The sequence below is a fragment of the Microbulbifer maximicatervae (SeqCode) genome (assembly GCF_052467695.1).
Window position 1 is genome coordinate 132,394 of the sequence record NZ_CP174320.1, and the last position, 20,611, is coordinate 153,004.

Here is a 20,611-nt window from a genome sequence, read left to right on the forward strand (position 1 = left end):
GCTTATACACCCCAAAGAATTTCAATGCCCCACACCGCGTACAACACGGCAACGGCAGCCAGAATCACTTCTACGAACAAGCGCAGAACAGTGGCTTTACCGCCCATCATCCGGTTGGTGATGTAGTCAGTTACCACGGACCAGAGGCCAATCCAGGCGTGAATAATGGTGGACAGCAAGGCAACCAGGCTGAAAACACGCATCCAGCGCTGGGCGAACAGTTCGGACCAGGCTTGGTAGCCGAAGTCTTTACTAAAAAAGATAAAACCCACTATAAAGAGGGTATAGGCGAGCAATATTACCGCAGTGACTCTCTGGTAGAGCCAATCGAAAGTACCGCTACGGCCAAAGCTTGTTACTGTTTTTACCACAACCATACTCCCGCCAGAAGAATAAGGATTACAGCCAGCACCAGCACTGACACAGCGCTGCGACGGCCGCCTTCGAGACTTTCACCTACTCCCATATCCATAAACAGATGACGAACACCTGCCAGAATGTGGTAAATAAGTGCCGCCAGCGATGCCCAGAGAATGAGCTTGGCAGGGATACTGTTAAATACCGCTGCAATTTCGGCGAATCCCTGCTCGGATTCCAAACTGACATCGAGCATCCACAGTAGTAGTGCAACAACAACGAAGAGCACTACACCGGAAATACGATGCAAAATGGAAACCACAGCGGTAGCGGGAAGCTTTATAGTGGAAATGTCTAAATTGACAGGTCTGTTTTTGTTCACAGGAAAAACACCTTGTTGCCCTGAACGACCGGGCGCCCGTTAGCTTTTCAATGGAGGGACGAGCTGCTTGCTGATTACTTTGCACTCGACCTGATGAAGCCTTATACAAAGTAGCCGTACCATGGCGCAAGCCGCGCGGATTATAGGCATTCACTAGTCAAAACACAACGAACGCCTGCGATTACGCCGGGTTCCCACCAGTATCGCGCAGTAAATCGGGAATCGCGGGATTTCCTCAGACTTTCCTGTGCATTATCTAGACAAATACTCTACGAGTATGGAGCGGAACCGGATATCCTGTCGCCAATAGACTGGTCGTCCATTCCTTTTGGTTTGACAATTTACGGCGCGGCACTTAAGTTTGGCCCCGCTCAAAAGGCCGCTAGCTCCCGAAAACAGCGGGAAAAGGCCGGCATAAGAACATTTTTAGGAGTCCGCAATGTCCGATAAAAAAGCGCACCTCACAGTCGATGGTATCGACGGCGCCCTTGAGATGCCAGTTCGCTCCGGCACCCTCGGCCCCGATGTTATTGATGTCGGCGGTCTGACCAGTAAAGGCTTATTTACTTACGACCCGGGCTTCGTATCTACCGCCTCATGTGATTCCAAGATCACCTTTATTGATGGCGGCAAGGGCCAACTGCTGCACCGCGGCTACCCCATCGAGCAACTGGCAGAAAAATCCGATTACCTGGAAACCTGCTACCTGCTGATGAATGGCGAACTGCCCAACGCAGAAGAAAAGAAGAAGTATGTAGACACCATTATGTCTCACACCATGGTTCACGAATCCCTGGTGAGCTTCTTTAAAGGCTTCCGTTACGATGCCCACCCAATGGCGATGATGTGTGGCGTAGTCGGTGCCCTCGCTTCCTTCTATCACGACTCCCTGGATATCACCAATCCGGAGCACCGCGAGATTTCCGCCCACCGCCTGATTGCCAAGATGCCAACCCTGGCAGCGATGTGCTACAAGCACTCCCAGGGCATGCCCTTCATGTACCCGGACAATAGCCGCAGCTATTCCGAGAATTTCCTGCACATGATGTTTGGCAACCCCTGCGAGCCCAGCAAGATAGACCCGGTTGTCGCCAAGGCAATGGACATCATATTCCTGCTGCACGCAGACCACGAGCAGAACGCCTCCACCTCCACTGTTCGCCTGGCTGGCTCTTCTGGTGCCAATCCGTTCGCCTGTATTTCTTCCGGCATTGCCACTTTGTGGGGACCCGCTCACGGCGGTGCCAACGAAGCGGTATTGAACATGCTGCAGGAAATTGGCGACGAAAGCCGTATCGACGAATTCGTGAAGCGCGCCAAAGATAAGAATGACCCCTTCCGCCTGATGGGCTTTGGTCACCGCGTCTACAAGAACTTCGATCCTCGCTCCCGCGTAATGCAGGGCATCTGTGATGAAGTTCTGGGTGCCATGGGTGCAGAAAATGATCCTCTGCTGAAGATCGCCAAGAAGCTGGAGAAAATCGCCCTTGAGGACGATTACTTCGTAGAGAAGAAACTCTACCCGAACGTAGATTTCTACTCCGGCATTATTATGAAGGCTATCGGTATCCCCACCGATATGTTCACCGTAATTTTCGCCACCGGCCGTACTTCAGGCTGGATTGCACACTGGAATGAAATGATTTCCAATCCGTACAAAATTGGTCGTCCTCGCCAGCTGTATACCGGCTACCCTCAGCGCGATTTTGTACCGCTCGAGCAACGCTAAGCTCAAAGCAATTAAAAAAACCCGGCTATGCCGGGTTTTTTATTAATTAGATATTTAAATTTATTTTGATTCCACTGGCGATAATCAACTGCATTTCGATAAAAATTAAAAAGCAAAGATCTAAAATGTGACACAAGTCCCACTTTGAAAATTTTGCTTTACTCGCCCCTTCCATAACAGTTAAACCAACTGTCATCCAATGTAAAATCCGCCACGCCCGCCGGGACCCAAATAGCTTTGCTTTCTTTAAGTTACCCCCAACTTCGCGGCGCGATCAGACCTAATAACAAACCTTTAAATTTACTGAGACTAAATTCATGCTTAGTTTTATTTCTGGAATGTTCCGAAGTAACAAAACAGAAGACGCGGCGGACCTTGAGGAAAAATATACTCGCAGCTCTTATGCAGGAGCTAAAGGTGCCCGCACAATCTCTTACGATCCCACTCTAATCAAAGCCCTTGAAGACGATCACCGCACCTTGATCAGTATTTTTCAGCGCATGTGGTCAGAGGGTTATGAGAAGCAGAACTACCGCCAGCTGTCGCAGCTACTGACCCAATTTAAATCTGGCTTCCAGGCCCATCTAATCAAAGAAAATGTACGTTTTTACGTATACCTGGAGCAAGCACTGGCTGGCGATGCCCACACACTGCAAGTAGTTAAAGATTTCCGCACCGATATGAATGAAATTGCAAATGCGGTTGTGCAATTTTGCAAACGCTATAACCACGAAGCCTTCACTCCTGAAATGGTTCGCGATTTCAAAATGGATTATCAGAAAATCGGTGAAGCGCTAACTCGTCGTACTGCCCTAGAAGAAAAAGAACTCTACGTCCTTTACCAACCCTCCTAAAAGCAACGTTTAGTTTTTTTATCAGGAGTAGTGAGATATTTAACCTAGGAATGCCGATAAGAAACAAATCTTTACAATAGGCATACTATTTTACAGTCCGCAGCCCACAAGGACGGGGCCGCATATTTTTTGGCCGCTCAGCGGTCACAAAGTAACTGGAAAGCACTCCCCTCACCCCACCAATTTTTCACAGCCAAATTAAATTTAAGCACTGAATTTGGGCAAGATACATTTAGCCCCCCAAAAAAACTGTGCGCATCAGTTAAATCCAGCCTTATTTTCCGACCTGACCTTACTTTACACCCAATTCTCTATCGTCATGTTCTAATCGGTACTAGACGTTTATTTAATTTTGTTTAAACATATAGGGATTAGAATTCAAAAAAACACCAAAGAGTGGGATATTAGTCTAAGAAAATTAGCAGGCCATCTGGCAGACAAATTAAAAATACAAAGACTAATAGAAAATCAAAGCAGTCGGGGGGAGGTATGACTGAGCTAGACGACACACTTGTCGAGCAATTACCAAGCGGCATCCACACTAATGATAACAGTTACCCAATTTATGTAATTATCGGTACTGGTCCGGTGGGTGTGCGTTGCGCACAAAAGTTATTAGAATTCTGTGATGAAGCTCAAATTGTTATCTATGGAGCAGAAACAGAGTCTCCCTACAACCGGGTTAAACTTTCTCAATATCTATCAAGCCATGTAGAGTTGGAGGAGCTTGATAACCCTATTCTCAGTCAAAGTGACCACCGCCTGGCAGAATATATTGACCGTAAAATAGTCTCTATTGATCGCTCCAAAAAAACAGTCACCGATGCTGCAGGGAATATACAACCTTATTCCAAGCTAATAATAGCGACTGGATCAAATCCTATTATTCCGAAGATTCCGGGTGCGGATCTGCCTGGTGTTTACCCTTTTCGAAGTCTGCGTAACACCAATGATTTACTTGAGTTAAGGGAGCAGAATGCAGACATCTGTGTTATCGGTGCTGGTGCTCTGGGCCTTGAAGCTGCAACCGCGTTAAAAACACCTAAAAACAACATCACTTTACAATCCAGAGGACACTTACTCAGCGGGCTCCTGGGTGAAGAAGGAGAGGAGTTCCTAAAGTCCGCACTCACTGCACTGGGTGTAGAGTTAAAAATTTCGGACTCCCTAACATCTATTGAAGAGAGCGATAGCAAGCGCCTACTCACTTTTGAAAGTGGCGAAAAAATTCCTGTCGACGCTATCGTGTTGTGCACTGGGATTAAGCCGGAAATTAGCCTGGCCGAACAGAGCGGACTTTCAACTAAACGCGGAATCGTAGTCAATGAATGGATGCAAACTTCCGACCCGGATATTTACGCCGTAGGCGAGTGCGCTGAGTTTGACAAGAAAGTCTACCAATTGGTCCGACCGGGCTACGAACAAGCTGAAAGCTGCTGCTCACATATTCGTCGCAACCATAGCGGTAAATCTCTCTCGCAGCCCTACTCCGGCACTTATACCGATATTCAGCTGAAAATTGCCCATATTCCCTGCGGAATAATGGGAGAGGTAACCCCGGAAAACCTCAATCAGCAAGAGGGCGTTGAGAGCCATGTCTATCGCAATCGTTTTAAGGGGATCTATAGACGCTTATTTATCAAAGGCGAATACATCGTTGGGGCCATTTATATTGGCAGCTGGGATGAAGCCAATGAATTGCGTCAGACCGTAGCACAGGAACAAAAAATCTCTCTGCGCACACTGAAAGACTTTGAAAGCGAAGGGCGAGTGTTTGCCAAAAAAAGCGGCAATAGCATTAAAGATTTTCCCGATAGCTATCTAGTCTGCCAGTGCAACTCTGTCACCAAAGGGGAATTATGCAAGGCTATTTCCGCTGGGAAGCGCAATTTAAATGAGCTGCAACAAGCGACAACAGCCGGGTCTGTTTGTGGTAGTTGCCGCCCACTAATGGCTGAGCTTCTGGATGTGCCAGCTCCCAACTTGGTAATGCGGCACTCCAAGGGGATATTGATAACTTCTGTTCTGTCATTAATCCTGATAGCCCTGGCTTTCCTGATGCCGCCAGCTCCAGTTTCCCCCTCAGTACAGACTGCACTTTTTTGGGAAAAGCTCTGGTACGACAATTTTTGGAAGCAGGTTACGGGCTATACCATTCTCGCTATGTGCCTGTTTACTGCCGCTCTCAGTATCAGGAAACGTTGGAATAAACTTAGCCTTGGGCATGTCGATCACTGGCGCTATGCACACAGCGTTACAGGTTTAATCGCTCTACTTGCTCTCGCTGTACATTCAGGCTTCCGCCTTGGTGAAAACCTGAATTTGGCATTGATGCTGGTATTTCTAACTGCAACCGCAACTGGTTCTCTCGTCGGCGTTTTTATGGCGCGCAACCACCACTGGACTGACCTGAAACTTCGCGAACACCGAAAATGGTGGTCCCGAGTTCACTATGCCCTGCTCTGGGCCTTACCGGTCCTTCTCGCCTACCATATTTTTGCGGTTTATTACTTCTAGATGAAATCATATCAATTTAAATTCTGGCATTACGGTGTATTGCTAACGCTGGCTATCGGCTCTGCGGTGGCATACAACCTTAACGTTGACGATAAATCTCTATTTATCAGTGGAGATGCCACGCACGGTCACCATCAAATTGAGCTGGCTTGTACTTCCTGCCATACCGATGGCTTTGCCGGTGAGGATGCTGTTCAGCAAGCTTGCCTGAATTGCCATGCAGAAGAACTGGAGCTTGTAGACGACTCACACCCCCGGCAGAAATTTTTAGATCCGCGCAATGCTGTACTTCTGGAGACTCTTGACGCCCGGCTATGTGTAAGTTGTCACACTGAGCACAAACCACAAATCACCGGAGAGATGGGAGTAACCCTGGCGGGCGACTTTTGCTTTCACTGCCACAGCGATATTGCCGAAGAGCGCAGTAGTCACAAAGACCTGGGATTTGAAACCTGCGCAAGTGCGGGCTGCCACAACTATCACGATAATGGCTCCCTGTATGAAGACTTCCTTATCGCCCATGTTGATCAACCTGATCTATTGGAAACTGCAAAGCTTCCCGCTCGTACAGCAGTTCAGTCCTGGCTAAATGAGCATTCAGATAAAGCCCCTTTAAAAGTTAGCGAAGCAGACATTAGTAGCTCTAGCCAGACTGCAGAAATCGCAACGGTCTGGGCACAGAGTATTCACGCACAAACAGAGGTGAACTGCAGCAGCTGTCACGTCGATGGGCAAATGCAATTCAGTAGTGTTGAGATTGTCGAGCAATGTGCTAGTTGCCACAGCGATCAAAAAGAATCCTTCACTCAAGGAAAACATGGAATGCGCATGTCCAACAAGCTGGAAGAGGGCTTTATCCAGCAGGTCGGCGCCATCTCCCCACAACAGGCCCGCCTTCCCATGAATACCAGCGCAACGGATGAATTGAGCTGTGTCAGTTGTCACGGGCCCCATGAAGTAAATCTGCAATTTGCCGCTGTAGAGGCTTGCCTGGGTTGCCACAGTGATGAGCACAGTCTCTCTTACAAAGAGTCCCCTCACTTCGATACCTGGAATTCAAACCCAGAGGGTGGCGTAAGCTGTGCCAGCTGCCATTTACCACGGGAAACCCATGGCGAACAGGTTGTAGTTAACCATAATCAAAATCATAACCTTCGCCCCAATGAAAAAATGATGCCCGTTTGCCTGAGCTGTCATGGAGCCGAATTCTCCCTTGCTGCCCTGGCTGACAAAACTCTGATTAACAATAATTTCAAGCATAAACCCGCAGAGAAGCATGAAACCTTCGAGCTGATCCGCGAGCGTATTGCAAGGATTACCAAAAGCAAAAACAAGCAAAATCAATCCCAATAGGAGGGGAAAATATGCGTATTGCCGCTTGTATTATCGCTGGACTGGCACTGCTCACCGGCTGTGAGAAAAACCAGGGAGTTGCTCCGGAGCGAATGGCGGATGCCATCTTTGCCGTTATCGAGGCAGACAGGGCCAACTACACCAACAAGGTTGTAAACCGCCTGCAGAACGAGGAGAAAATCCTTGACGCTGATGAGCACTGGCAAGATAAGAAATTGCTACCACTCCCCGCGCAGATGATGCGTATGGGAGCTGAGCGTGTTGCCGAAAATGAGTCTGGCTTTAACTATGCCCTGCTCTCTCTGTGGCCAATCAATAAGCAAAACAAACCGCGCACTGAGATGGAAAAAGAGGGCTTGCAGTACGTAATCGACAACCCAGGGAAAAACTTTTACGGCCGCGAAAAACTAGGTGATACCGAGTACTTCACTGCAGTATATGCGGATGTAGGTGTTTCACCTGCTTGTGTGAGCTGTCACAACGATCACGTAGACAGCCCGCGCACTGACTTTGAGCTGGGCCACACTATGGGTGGTGTTGTTATCCGAATCCCACTCTGATCAGTTAGTTAGTAGATAGCTGCGTCCGACTTTCGAGTCGGGCAACTCTCTCACAAAATATTGCCGGCGGATATTAGTCGGAGGGAACTGAGTTTAGAATAATTTAAAAGAGTGGCGGCCGAATTCGTTTCGACCGCTCCCTCTTTTAAGCTGACTGGCTCTACTCCCGCTACTACCTCGCTGAAATCATTCAGACCAGTGGTTACCCGCTGTGGGCCTATTTCCGGGTCAGTCCAGTCTCCATTACGGCCCGCTTTTTCTTGGGCTTCGCTCCGCAAAGCACACCTAGGCATTACTATATTAATGTCAAAGTCCCGCAGAGCAAACCGACCAAGGTGATTGCAATACTGGGAAAACCTGCTAAAAGGTCAGCGCAGAGGATCAATAAGCCCCTGCAATCCCTCTACTTTTATCTCCAAGGCTAATGCCATTAACTGTCCTAGACGCCCCTCTGGAAACCCCTTTTTTGCGAACCAAAGCAGGTACTCCTCAGGCAAATCTATTAAAACCCGGCCCGAGTATTTTCCAAATGGCATTTTGAGTCGAGCCAGTTCTACCAAGTCTTGTTTTTCGAACACCTTAACAACCACCTAAATATCGACAAAAAAAGGGAATGAAACTCCCAATTTGAATTTGTTGCCAGTGCATGCGGACTCTACACTGGCTCCGAAATAGTCGGCCTGCGCCGATTCTTTATACCTCAACCTTCCAGTAACAGAGGTGTCTATGCGTATCAAAGCTATCAAATATCTCAGCTTGGCCGCAGTATTGACTGCAAGCCTTGGAGGTACGGGCTGCGCCAATATGAGTGATACCGACCGCCGAATCGGCACCGGTGTCGGTATAGGCGCAGTAACAGGTGCCTTGATTAGTGGCGGACGCCCCGGTGGCACTGCCGCAGGTGCGGTTATTGGTGCAGGTGCAGGCTACCTCTATGATAGGGAAAGAAAGCGCAGGGATTACTATCGTTATCGCGGTCGCTACTATCGTTATTAATTCGCTGCTGTTTTTAAGTATTTAATCAGTATGTTGCGAGTGTCATTGTACTCCGATACTCGCACTACTGAGGCAGGCAGGGAAGCCGACTCCCAATTAAACTGGTTCCTATAAGACAAAATTGACACAATCCTCGCTTTCGTTTTACCACAGCATTCATAACGATATTCAGTAACCATCTCTCAGATAAAGGCATTGCGCTTGAGCAGGAGCAATAAATTTGTGCTGAGTATTTCCCTACTCCAGGAAGCATTCCCAATACCCCCCCCTTAGACCAACGTGCATTGAGTGGCTACCTGATATAGGGTGAGAGGAAATTGAAGATAGGCTTTTCATCTGGCGGAATACAAAGCCCTTTATGTAATAAGGGCCCTAGAGTATGAATCTTCCAGGCTTTGAATGGAAAACTGTACTTTTTCTCCCTCAAGCAAATATAAGATAAGCCTAACCTAGGGACCTTGCTGCGCCCTCTCAATTTTCGCAGGAAAAGCTAGTATATTGATAAGGTCAGTCTGACTCGGGCCGGATACCAGGTCTTCCAAGGTGTATTGCTCCAAGCAAATAAAAAAACTTTCCATAGCCTCGGCGAACATTTTCTTCAACCTACACGCAGGAGTTATGACACATTGATTATTTGTCCCAAAGCATTCTACTAACACGGTATCTTGCTCCAATAATCGAACTAGCTCTCCAACATTAATGTCTTCAGGAGCTCGGCTTAGCCGAATGCCACCATACTTACCCCGGGTTGCAATCAAGTAGCCTTTGAGATTCAACTCTTGTACCACCTTCATTAGGTGGTTTTTAGATATTTGGTAGCGCTCAGCAACTTCTCTGATGGTTACTAACTCTCGATCCTGTATAGCAAGGTACATCAACACTCGCAAAGAGTAGTCGGTAAATTGCGTGATCTTCATTGGCAAAGTCCCTCATTGTGAAGCCAAGAATTTTCATCCCTTGAAAATTTAAAGATGCATCTAGTTTACATCATTGGAATTTAGGTGTAAATTGCCACGCAAAAGATGTATCTCATATACATGTATAGATAAAGGGGTAGAGAATGCTCAGTCTCAAATGCTCGTTCAACCTAGCCCTTAGGCTACGGTTACAGCCGAATGTGCTATTTATGACTGCCCCAAAAGCTATTAGAGGAATTTCGAGCGAAAGCGCTCTGAAGTCAGGGGCTGCTTTCCTGAATTTAAGGCCGCTAATTAATTCAGGAGGCCAAGAAGTGAACTTCGATATATTCGCTTACACAAACTCTACCCAGGGGCGGCAGGTTAACAACGATTATTGGCCATTTTTCACTACCTAAATACAAGGTATCGGTCACCTAAAGATTCAATGTCTTACAAGGCCAAACATTATTTTGAGAAGCCCATTCTCAATTTGATTTATTCAAGCAACACAAGGAAAAGGAGAGTTTATGTTTTTTCTGTTGCAACTTAACGCCTCTACTGGAGGCCAATCTCATGAGATCAACGCAGCTAAGCAAGAACGCGAAAAGTCAGGCTTGAAACCTATTAACACTCAATCAGGCATCATAGATCCACTCCAAAAAATTAGAGATACCCGATGTTTACGATGTTTTGTTTTACAAGCAGCCTAGGGAGATATACGAAAATTAATAGTTTAAATAGCATATTGCTAAAAAAGCCAATTTATATTGGCAAGGATAACTCTGATGAGAACTTACAAATCTCTTTGGTGGACATTGATCGGCGTTTTAACTGTAACCTTTTCAATACTCGGATATTTTGGCAGTGAAATATATCGGAAGGCACCTCCGATACCTGACGCCTTTGTCACAGAAAATGGCAAAATACTGACCACTAAAGATAAAATTTTAGATGGTCAAACTTCTTGGCAATCCGTTGGAGGAATGCAACTGGGATCTATTTGGGGGCATGGTGCCTATCAAGCCCCAGACTGGACCGCTGACTGGTTACATCGAGAGCTAATTAATTGGTTATCAATAGCGGCAAAAGAGGAATTTGGTCTCCCATATGAATCCTTATCCAAAAGAGAAAAACACAAACTTCTGTATGACCTTAAATTAGATTATAGAACCAACACCTATAGCAGAGAATCTGGAATTGCCACTTTATCCAAGCGAAGAATCACAGCTATAGAGAAAACTGCAAAATATTATAATGCACTTTTTGGAGGTGACCCCGCTTTACAACCAACCCGCGCAAATTACGCAATGAAAGAGGTTACACTGCCTGATGCTGATCGCCGAGCACGACTTACTGAGTTCTTCTTTTGGACATCCTGGGTAGCTTCAACCGAGCGTTCACCAGGTGGCGCAACCTACACTAACAATTGGCCCCACGAACCATTAATTGACAACAAGCCAACTAGCGAAAATATTATTTGGTCTATTATTAGTGTGGTCTTATTGATTGCCGGTATTGGCGCCCTAGTTTGGGCATGGGCGTTCCTACGTACTGAAGACAAACACCCAACTGCCCCCAAGCAAGATCCAATCAGCACCTACAAATTAACTCCCTCACAGAAAGCTCTTGGAAAATACTTACTAGCTATAGTAGGACTATTTACTTTCCAAGTTTTTTTAGGTGGTTTTACTGCCCACTATACTGTCGAAGGACAAGGATTCTATGGGATAGAGACATCGGAGTGGTTTCCCTACAGCCTGGTACGCACCTGGCATATACAGGCTGCTCTATTTTGGATAGCTACAGGATTTTTAGCTGCCGGGCTATTTCTTGCTCCAATCATCAACGGTGGTAAAGATCCTAAGTTCCAAAAACTTGGTGTTGATATATTGTTTTGGGCATTGATAGCAGTCGTTATTGGATCATTTGTCGGCAATTATCTAGCCATTGCACAAACTCTACCACCAGAGCTCAGCTTTTGGCTGGGCCATCAAGGATATGAATTTGTAGATCTTGGTAGACTATGGCAAATCGGTAAATTTACCGGCATCGTATTATGGTTGGCATTAATGCTGCGCGGTATTGTTCCAACATTAAAGCAAAAGGGTGATAAAAACCTGCTAGCCCTGTTTGCCGCCTCCGTAATTGCCATAGGATTATTTTATGGTGCAGGCTTCTTTTATGGCGAGCGCACACACATATCGGTCATGGAGTTTTGGCGCTGGTGGATAGTGCACTTATGGGTAGAAGGTTTCTTTGAAGTTTTTGCTACAACTGCGCTTGCATTTATCTTCTTCAATATGGGCCTTGTATCTAAACGCATGGCTACTGTGACTTCTCTAGCATCAGCGTCATTATTTCTACTAGGGGGTGTACCGGGAACTTTTCACCACCTATATTTTTCAGGGACGACAACACCAGTTATGGCGGTAGGGGCCACATTTAGTGCGCTCGAAGTGGTCCCACTTATCTTATTGGGTTATGAAGCCTGGGATCACTATAGCTTAAAAAATCGTGCACCCTGGATGGTAAAAATCAAATGGCCTTTGATGTTTTTTGTAGCTGTTGCTTTCTGGAATATGTTAGGAGCAGGCGTACTTGGCTTTACCATTAACCCACCGATAGCGTTATATTATCTTCAGGGCTTAAATACCACGGCCACACATGCCCATGGTGCATTGTTTGGAGTATATGGGTTCTTGGCTTTGGGCTTTAGTTTACTCGTTCTTAGATATATTCGCCCCCAGTTTATATTTAGCGAGAAATTGATGAAAACGGCATTCTGGTGGATGAATATAGGTTTGGCTTTAATGTTGTTCACCAGCCTTTTACCTGTCGGTATTATCCAGTTTATGGCGAGCGCTTCAGAAGGCCTTTGGTATGCCCGCAGTGAAACCCTAATGCAAAGTGGAACGCTAGTTACTCTAAGATGGATACGAACTATTGGTGATGTGGTGTTTATCGTCGGTGCACTGGCTATCACATGGCAAGTAATACAAGGTGTGCTGAACCTAAAGAGACACAGTTCAGTAGACTATCCATCAGGGCAAACCAAATCAGTCTCTTAATCTACTTATAAACCTATGCAACGTTACTGCGTAACTCAACAGTAACGTTGCATTATTTGCTGCCCCCAAAATATCTTTTCTCAGTAATCACCCGTATTAAAGACACAGTGTTTTGACAATTTTCTTAACAGGGGAGAGTAAATTACCTAACTATTAATTGAACTGCCCCATGAATATCGGATTTGGAGAGAGAAAATTTACAAGTGTTTAATTTTCGTTTTTCCACAGCGTTCACAACGATATTCAGTAACCAACTTTCCCTGCTTTACGTCAAACTTGCGCTCGGTGACCACTTTCCATTTATGAAAACCTTCCCTGCACAGGGTGCTGCCCTTGTGCTTTTGCCAAGCGGTTTTTCTTTTGAAAGGAATAACATCTCCCACTAAGCCACCTCTCCTGCAGCATGACCTGAAGCCCAAGCCCATTGGAAATTAAACCCGCCGAGCCAGCCGGTTACATCGAGAACCTCACCAATAAAATAAAGCCCCTGCCGGGTTTTACATTCCATAGTACGGGAAGAGACCTGTGCAGTATCGACTCCACCTAATGTTACCTCAGCAGTGCGATAACCCTCAGTGCCCGCCGGTACCAATTTCCAGCTTTGTAACTTTTCCCCAGCTTGCTGTAACTCCCCCTCCCCAAACTGTTTTAAGGGGCGGCTAACAATTTGCGCTCGCTGCAGGAAAAACTGTACTAACTTTTTGCTCCAAACCTCAGCCAAAACGCTGTGTAAGTGGCTATCCGGGCTCTGTTGTCGGCGCAGCGGTAACCACTCTGCCAGATTTTTCTCTGGAGCCAAGTCAAATATTACCGTTTGACCTTCTCGCCAGTGGCTGGAAATTTGCAAAACCGCTGGCCCACTCAGTCCCCTGTGAGTGAATAGCATCTGCTCCTGGAAACTACCTTCAGCGCAAGAAGCAGTCACTGAAAGAGAGGCTCCAGGCAAGGTACCCTGAGGCTCCAATTGCCGTTTATGCTGGGTGAATGGCACTAGCGCTGCTCGAGTTGGGACTACATCAAGCCCAAACTGCTCAGCGATCTCATAGCCAAACCCGCTCGCCCCCATGGTGGGAATAGAAAGGCCTCCAGTAGCCACGACCAAGGATTCACAGGTAACCGTCCCCATACTGGTTTCGACCTTATACCCCTGCCCCAGAGCTCGAATTTGAGTAATGCTGCAGCGCGTGCGGATCTGTGCCTTGGCCGCACGGCATTCCGTTAGTAACAAGTCGACAATATCCCTTGATTTATTGTCGCAAAAGAGCTGACCGAGAGTTTTCTCGTGATAGGCAACCCCGTGCTTTTCCACCAATGCAATAAAGTCCCACTGGCTATAGCGAGCCAAGGCGGACTTACAGAAATGGGGGTTATTACTGTAGAAGTTCTCTGCACTGGTGTAGAGATTGGTAAAGTTGCAACGACCACCACCAGACATCAGGATTTTCTTTCCGACTTTGTTGGCGTGGTCCAGGACCAACACGTTGCGCCCGCGCTGGCCCGCTGTAGCCGCGCACATTAGTCCAGCTGCCCCAGCGCCAATGACCAATACATCGACGCTTTCAGGTAGCTGGCTGGTAGAAACCTCTGTCATAGGTAGGAAATAGTACTGCAGTGAGTCCGGTGATCAGGTGCGAGGCAGGGTAACGCCGCGCTGGCCCTGGTATTTGCCACCGCGATCGGCATAGGACACATCACAAACTTCATCGGATTCGAAGAACAGCATCTGTGCCACACCCTCGTTGGCATAGATCTTCGCGGGCAAGTTAGTGGTGTTGGAGAACTCCAAAGTCACATGACCTTCCCACTCCGGCTCCAGTGGCGTCACATTGACGATAATACCGCAACGGGCATAAGTGGATTTACCCAGGCAAACCGTCAATACAGAGCGCGGGATACGGAAATACTCCACCGTACGCGCCAGGGCAAAGGAGTTTGGCGGAATAATGCAGTGGTCGCCTTCAACATCCACAAAGCTGTTTTCATCGAAGGTCTTGGGATCAACTGTCGCTGAGTGAACATTGGTGAAAATCTTAAATTCACGAGCACAGCGAACATCGTAGCCATAGCTGGAGGTGCCATAGGAGATGAGTCGATCGCCATTATCGTTATGACGCACCTGACCAGCCTCAAAAGGCTCAATCATACCGTGCTGCTCTGCCATGCGGCGAATCCACTTGTCGGACTTGATACTCACTCCGTCCCCCTGAATAGAATAATTAGTGCTCAATTAAAGAGGCGGAATCATAGCCGGTTTAGGCTGTGCAAAAAAGTGCCTATCCAATGAATTCTCACTTGTTGCCACTGGATAGATACTGTATAAATTAACAGTATAACTGTATACGCATACAGCTTAAGACGAAGACAGTGGCCAGATCGGACTAAAATTCAGTGGTGGAATCGTGGGCAGCGCAGAAAACTTCATAGAAAACAATCAGTTAGAAAGCCAGGCAAAACACCAGAAACTGGCACAGTTACTCACCAGAGCCGACATCTGGCAGGCAGCGAATGAACCCCGACGACAGCGAAACGGCATCGCCAGTGGTTATCCAAGCCTCGATGCCCTCCTAGCGAACCACGGCTGGCCAAGAGGAGCCACTACTGAGCTACTCATGGAACAGATGGGTATCGGTGAACTCACCCTATTACTTCCGGCCCTGGCAGATCTCACTCAGAGGGGGCAAATGGTTATAATGGTCAATCCACCCTATATCCCCTATGCGCCCTCATTAGCCAACAGTGGTATCCGCCTTGAGAACCTGCTGATGCTGCACCCCCGAGGCCCCAAGGATACTCTCTGGGCGATCGAGCAGTCCCTACAATCCAGAAGCTGTGGTGCCTTACTCAGCTGGCAGGGGCGGCAATCCCTGAACCATAAAGATCTTCGTCGCCTGCAACTCGCTGCCCGCAATGGGGACTGTCTGCACTTCCACTTTCGCCCTCAGTGTGAATCAGCAACCCCCTCACCCGCGAGCTTGCGCCTACAGCTCACACCCAGGGAAGGAGAGCTGGCACTAAGGCTTTTAAAGCAATTGGGTGGAAATTCAGGCCAAAACCTCTATTTGGCAAGAACAGCAAAACTGGTCCGACGGGACCAACCAATGCACTGAACGGTTTCAAGGGGTAGCTCCATGCTATGGCTTTGTATTCAATTCCCCAGGCTTCCGTTAGAAGTTCTGACCCGCGCTCAGCAACAAGGAGAAGAGGCTCTACCCCAAGTTGTGGTTGAAAAACAGTTGGTGATTGATAGAAACCCAGCGGCATCCCAATGCGGCGTTGAGACCGGACTCAGTATTGCCACTGCGTCTGCTCTCTGTGTAGATTTACAGCTGCTACAACGCGATTCCCAGCGGGAACAACAAGAGTTACAGCAACTGGCCCAGTGGGCATACAGCTTTACACCACTTGTATCACCTCAGTCCGCAGGGCCTTTGAGCAATGGAGAGAGCACTCCCGCCCACCTATACCTGGAGCTGAGCGGCTGCCTAAAGGCCAGCGGTGGCTTCAAGGCATTGATACAGCAGCTGAGCGATGAGCTTGAACAGATGGGAATCCACAGCCTGATGGGCCTCGGCCACAGTCCCAGTGCAGCTCATATGCTAAGCCAACTGACAGAACACCGGAACTGGCTTGCGAAATCAGATTCTCCGCCCAGCCCTCAGCAGTGGAGACAGTGGATTAGCTTTGCCCCATCCAAGCTCCTTAATTGCGACAAAAAAACTATTTCCAAGCTCTACGCATGTGGTATCAAGCGAGTAAGCCAGCTGCTCGCTATTCCACTCTCTGAGGTAGGCTCTCGTTTTGGTCGTCCATTTGTGGACTACCTGGCACGCCTGAACGGGACTCGCCAAGATCCAGTCTGTAGTTATCAGCCCCCAACGCAATTCCGCAGCGAGCTATTTTTCCCCAGCCCCTTGGATAATAGCGAACAGCTGCTATTTCCTATCGGTCGCCTACTAAGGGAATTATGCTCCCAGTTGCAGCGACGCCAGCTCTACACACAACAGTTAAATTGGCATATGGATTTCTGCCAAAATAAATCTCAGGAAATAACCGTAGAACTCTCCACTCCGCAGTTGGACCCTCAACGCCTAATAGCACTAACCAAGCTGCAAATGGAAAGAGTAACTCTTGATCAGCCAGTGCAGTCCATCAGCTTAAATTGCAAGCATTTACTCCCCTTGGAGCAGGGATCACTGGATGAAGATTTATTTGGTGAAGGCAGTCAACATAAACGCAGTCAACAGCTATTAGACAAATTAAAAGCCCGCCTCGGTCATCAAGCACTCTCGGGAATTGCCCTAAAAGAAAGCTACCTACCAGAGCAGGCCTGGCAAAATACAGATACCCTGATAATTAAAAGTAACGCTAAGGGACAGCAAATTAAGCCCATCCAAGCACCGCGCCCCAATTGGCTATTAGCTCATCCAACCAAACTGGAAAGTAGCGAGCACAAATTATTTTATCAGGGAGAGCTACAACTATTACAGGGGCCAGAGCGAATTGATGGCTATTGGTGGCAGCACGGGCGTCATGGGCGGGATTACTATATCGCAAGAAATAAAAGAGATGAGCTCTACTGGGTCTTTCAGGATCTTACAACCGAAGAGTGGTTTTTACATGGCGTTTATAGCTAAGCCTAAACCCCTTTCTTAATACTGATCTTCACCAAAACCCAAATCCCATCACAATCAACAGATAGACGCCGAGAGAATCAGCATGAGGTACGCCGAACTCTATTGTCAAAGCAATTTTTCTTTTCTCCAGGGGGCATCGCATCCGCAGGAATTAGTCCACACTGCTTACAACCTGCAATATACAGCCCTTGCTATCACCGATGAATGCTCCCTTTCCGGAGCCGTTAGAGCCTATAAAGAACTTGAAACCATCAAGTCTACAGACTCTAAAAATCCCGAGTTTAAACTAATTTTTGGCAGTTATTTCCGGCTCCATAACAACATAGAAATAGTTCTACTGGCTCCGGACAAAACTGCCTACAGCGAGCTATGCCAGTTAATTTCAAAATCACGCTTAAGGGCGGAAAAAGGAACCTACATTACTTATCAAAGTGACCTGGTAGAGTTATGCAAAAACCTAATTGCCATCTGGATTCCAAATTTTAATGAGATAGAAATACCTGAAGAAATCAAGAAAACCTTCAGCGAACGGCTTTACATTGCCATTAACAATCACCTACGCGCAGAGGAAAACCTTAAGTCTAATAGAATTACTGAGCTTGCAAGAAGAGAGAATATTTCCTTGGTTGCAACCAATCATGTGTTGATGCACTGCTATAGCCGAAAGCCACTACAAGATGTACTCAACGCAAATTACCATAACTGTACCCTGGATAATCTAGGGTATCGTATTGAGCAAAATGCTGAACGTTACCTTCGCAGGTTAGGTGATATCCAGTCGTTACACTCCAAAGAGTCTATAGACAATACCAACTTCATTGCCAAACAGTGTACTTTTTGCTTAAGTGAACTCAGCTATGAATACCCATCAGAAGTTATCCCTCAAGAAAGTAATGCGAGCAGCTATTTAAAGCAGCTAGTTCAAATAGGAAAGGCTGCTCGCTGGCCACAGGGCCCTGAAAAGCGAATTGATGAGATTATTAATAAAGAGCTCGCAATAATAGCAGAGCTGCAATATGAGCATTACTTTCTAACCATTTACGATATAGTCCAGTTTGCCCGGAAAAATCATATCTTGTACCAGGGCCGCGGCTCTGCAGCCAATTCAGTAGTTTGCTACTGCCTATTCATCACAGAAATAGACCCTCATAAAATTGGTCTGCTATTTGAACGGTTTATCTCACGGGAACGCAATGAACCCCCAGACATTGACGTAGACTTTGAGCACGAAAGACGTGAAGAAGTTATTCAGTATATTTACACAAAATATAGCCGGGAAAGAGCTGGACTTACCGCTAGTAAGATCACCTACCGCTTTAAAAGTGCCGTAAGAGATATCGGCAAAGCCCTTGGTATCAACGCTGCCACAATAGAACAACTTATTGCTGAACGCGCCTGGTGGGACACTCTAGATAGTTTTCCCCAGCAGATGCAAAAAGTGGGAATAGATCCGAGCAGCGCAATAGGAAAAATGTTCCCACAGTTACTGCAGCAAATATATGGTTTTCCAAGATATCTGTCGCAACATGTGGGTGGTTTTGTTATTACAGAACAACCATTATACCAGCTGGTTCCAATTGAAAATGCCGCTATGGAGGATCGCACCCTAATCCAATGGGACAAAGAGGATATCGAAGATTTAAAACTAATGAAGGTCGATGTGCTCGCCCTGGGCATGCTAACTGCACTGCGTAAATCCCTGAATTATATTGCTCTATACGGCCCCAAATTGCGATTGCAGGATATTCCCGCCGAAGATCCACAGGTCTACGAAATGATGTGCAAGGCCGACACCGTTGGAGTTTTTCAAATTGAATCTCGCGCTCAAATGAGCATGCTGCCAAGATTACAGCCTCGAAATTTTTATGAGCTTACTATAGAGATCGCCATTGTCCGCCCTGGGCCAATTCAAGGCGGCATGGTTCACCCCTATTTGAAACGCAAGCAGGGGTTGGAGACCGTGCGCTACCCTCATAACAGTTTACGCCCAGTGCTTGAGCGCACTCTCGGTGTTCCTATATTTCAAGAACAAGTTATTCAACTTTCGATGGTCGCAGCAGGGTTTAGCGGCGGTGAAGCTGATGAGCTTCGCCGAGCCATGGCCAGCTGGGGAAAAAATGGGGACTTGTATAAATTCAGGGATAAGCTTGTGCGGGGAATGCAAAGTAATGGCTATAGGGAAAATTTTGCTGAGCAGCTCTTCAACCAGATGAAGGGGTTCGGCTCCTATGGCTTCCCCGAATCTCACTCCGCAAGCTTTGCGCTTTTAGCCTATTTTTCTGCCTGGATAAAACATCATCATCCTGCGGCTTTTTACTGTGGGCTGCTCAATAGCCAACCGATGGGATTCTATGCGCCGGCACAGCTGGTTTATGATGCTCAACGCCACGGAGTTAAGGTTTTGCCTATTGATGTACTTTATAGCTATTGGGATCACAACCTAGAAATCCGAGACATACTCTATCCGGGCCAAGAAGCATCCAAGAAAAATTACAATATAAAAATCAGCCAGCAAACCAGTCAACCACTATCACCACTTCAGAAAAAACCAGAATCCACCACCAGAACTCCAAGCCTACGCTTAGGCATGCGCTTAATAAAGGGATTAAAAGAAGCTACCAGTAAATCGATTTTAACACTCAGAAAAAAGATGGAAATTCAATCGCTAGCACAATTTCAAGAGTTATTAAGTGTTAACAGCGAACAACTCGCTCACCTAGCCCAGGCCAATGTATTTGTCAGCCTTAGTCGAAACCGCCTGCAAGACAACTGGACATCCATAAAAAGCAACTTTAATTACCAACATACTGCATATTTACCAAATTCTTCTATAAAGGACAATATAACTGGTGATTATACGAGTACTGGACTCACACTAAATATGCATCCTATCGCCATCTTTCGACAGCAGAAAAACTGGCGCCACTGTATAGCAGCAAGAAATCTTGCATTCTGCGGCAATAAAAGAAGTGTTACCGTTATTGGAATGGTAACCTGTAGACAGAGACCAAGCAGCAGCTCAGGGCTGCTATTCCTAACACTGGAAGATGAAACAGGAAATATTAATGTTATTGTTCATAGACACATCCAAGAAAGATATAGACAGGAAATCCTCAAAGGAAAAGTACTTGTAGTTAGCGGGTGGGTTCAATTGGCCAACTACAGAAGCAACAATAAATATAATGTTACTCACTTAAAGGCATTTGCAATGAAACAGGTAGACATAGGCTTAAAACAAATGATCCGGAATTTTCATTGAAGC

General features: G+C 46.8%; 17 protein-coding genes. 10 read left to right on the forward strand and 7 right to left on the reverse strand.

The window, feature by feature from the left end; translation table 11 throughout:
• Positions 1-2: 2 nt before the first annotated feature.
• Positions 3-371 (reverse strand): succinate dehydrogenase, hydrophobic membrane anchor protein, encoded by a 369-nt coding sequence (sdhD, locus tag ACJJI8_RS00585; protein WP_282933824.1) that lies wholly within the window; start codon positions 369-371, stop codon positions 3-5.
• Positions 365-739 (reverse strand): succinate dehydrogenase, cytochrome b556 subunit, encoded by a 375-nt coding sequence (sdhC, locus tag ACJJI8_RS00590; protein WP_282933825.1) that lies wholly within the window; start codon positions 737-739, stop codon positions 365-367. The genes sdhD and sdhC overlap by 7 nt, the downstream gene beginning before the upstream one ends.
• Positions 740-1,178: 439 nt before the next feature.
• Here sdhC and gltA point away from each other — a divergent pair, with 439 nt between their 5' ends.
• From gltA to ACJJI8_RS00615, 5 genes are all read left to right on the forward strand, one after another.
• A complete protein-coding gene (gene gltA / locus ACJJI8_RS00595; protein WP_444907526.1) occupies positions 1,179-2,468 on the forward strand; it encodes a citrate synthase in 1,290 nt (429 codons plus the stop codon).
• Positions 2,469-2,785: 317 nt separating this feature from the next.
• On the forward strand, positions 2,786-3,322 hold the full coding sequence (locus ACJJI8_RS00600; protein ID WP_413662988.1) for a hemerythrin domain-containing protein: 537 nt from the start codon (positions 2,786-2,788) through the stop codon (positions 3,320-3,322).
• A 489-nt stretch (positions 3,323-3,811) separates the two neighbouring features.
• Entirely contained in the window at positions 3,812-5,839 is a 2,028-nt protein-coding gene (locus ACJJI8_RS00605) for an FAD-dependent oxidoreductase (protein WP_444917966.1), read from the forward strand.
• Complete coding sequence (locus tag ACJJI8_RS00610; RefSeq protein ID WP_444911362.1) at positions 5,840-7,192, forward strand: cytochrome c3 family protein; 1,353 nt, start codon at positions 5,840-5,842, stop codon at positions 7,190-7,192.
• An 11-nt stretch (positions 7,193-7,203) separates the two neighbouring features.
• Positions 7,204-7,752, forward strand: coding sequence for a Tll0287-like domain-containing protein (locus ACJJI8_RS00615; RefSeq protein WP_282933830.1), 549 nt, complete (start codon positions 7,204-7,206; stop codon positions 7,750-7,752).
• Positions 7,753-8,120: 368 nt separating this feature from the next.
• Here the strand turns inward: ACJJI8_RS00615 and ACJJI8_RS00620 are convergent, their stop codons facing one another.
• On the reverse strand, positions 8,121-8,330 hold the full coding sequence (locus ACJJI8_RS00620) for a DUF3820 family protein (RefSeq protein WP_282933831.1): 210 nt from the start codon (positions 8,328-8,330) through the stop codon (positions 8,121-8,123).
• A 148-nt stretch (positions 8,331-8,478) separates the two neighbouring features.
• Between ACJJI8_RS00620 and ACJJI8_RS00625 the strand changes: the two genes are divergently transcribed.
• Positions 8,479-8,748: a YMGG-like glycine zipper-containing protein gene (locus ACJJI8_RS00625; RefSeq protein ID WP_108734168.1), complete on the forward strand. Its 270-nt coding sequence runs from the start codon at positions 8,479-8,481 to the stop codon at positions 8,746-8,748.
• A gap of 449 nt (positions 8,749-9,197) precedes the next feature.
• On the opposite strand, the gene ACJJI8_RS00630 is transcribed toward ACJJI8_RS00625, so the two are convergent.
• Positions 9,198-9,665, reverse strand: coding sequence for an RrF2 family transcriptional regulator (locus ACJJI8_RS00630; RefSeq protein ID WP_413662991.1), 468 nt, complete (start codon positions 9,663-9,665; stop codon positions 9,198-9,200).
• A 767-nt stretch (positions 9,666-10,432) separates the two neighbouring features.
• On the opposite strand from ACJJI8_RS00630, the gene ACJJI8_RS00635 reads away from it, so the two are divergent.
• Positions 10,433-12,715: a nitric-oxide reductase large subunit gene (locus ACJJI8_RS00635; protein ID WP_444933944.1), complete on the forward strand. Its 2,283-nt coding sequence runs from the start codon at positions 10,433-10,435 to the stop codon at positions 12,713-12,715.
• A 197-nt stretch (positions 12,716-12,912) separates the two neighbouring features.
• On the opposite strand, the gene ACJJI8_RS00640 is transcribed toward ACJJI8_RS00635, so the two are convergent.
• From ACJJI8_RS00640 to dcd, 3 genes are read right to left on the reverse strand one after another with little or no spacing between them, the layout of a single operon-like run.
• Positions 12,913-13,098, reverse strand: coding sequence for a hypothetical protein (locus ACJJI8_RS00640; protein ID WP_413662993.1), 186 nt, complete (start codon positions 13,096-13,098; stop codon positions 12,913-12,915).
• Positions 13,098-14,306, reverse strand: a complete 1,209-nt coding sequence (locus tag ACJJI8_RS00645) for a BaiN/RdsA family NAD(P)/FAD-dependent oxidoreductase (RefSeq protein ID WP_444933945.1) — start codon at positions 14,304-14,306, stop codon at positions 13,098-13,100. The genes ACJJI8_RS00640 and ACJJI8_RS00645 overlap by 1 nt, the downstream gene beginning before the upstream one ends.
• Before the next feature lie 33 nt (positions 14,307-14,339).
• Complete coding sequence (gene dcd / locus ACJJI8_RS00650; RefSeq protein ID WP_282933840.1) at positions 14,340-14,909, reverse strand: dCTP deaminase; 570 nt, start codon at positions 14,907-14,909, stop codon at positions 14,340-14,342.
• A 205-nt stretch (positions 14,910-15,114) separates the two neighbouring features.
• Between dcd and imuA the strand changes: the two genes are divergently transcribed.
• The 3 genes from imuA (at position 15,115) to ACJJI8_RS00665 (ending at position 20,608) form a co-directional block, all read left to right on the forward strand.
• On the forward strand, positions 15,115-15,822 hold the full coding sequence (imuA, locus tag ACJJI8_RS00655) for a translesion DNA synthesis-associated protein ImuA (protein WP_444933946.1): 708 nt from the start codon (positions 15,115-15,117) through the stop codon (positions 15,820-15,822).
• Between the two features lie 21 nt (positions 15,823-15,843).
• The gene (locus ACJJI8_RS00660) at positions 15,844-17,349 is read left to right on the forward strand and encodes a Y-family DNA polymerase (protein ID WP_444933947.1); all 1,506 of its coding nucleotides are present in this window, start codon (positions 15,844-15,846) and stop codon (positions 17,347-17,349) included.
• A gap of 82 nt (positions 17,350-17,431) precedes the next feature.
• The gene (locus tag ACJJI8_RS00665; protein ID WP_444933948.1) at positions 17,432-20,608 is read left to right on the forward strand and encodes an error-prone DNA polymerase; all 3,177 of its coding nucleotides are present in this window, start codon (positions 17,432-17,434) and stop codon (positions 20,606-20,608) included.
• The last annotated feature ends 3 nt before the right edge of the window (positions 20,609-20,611 follow it).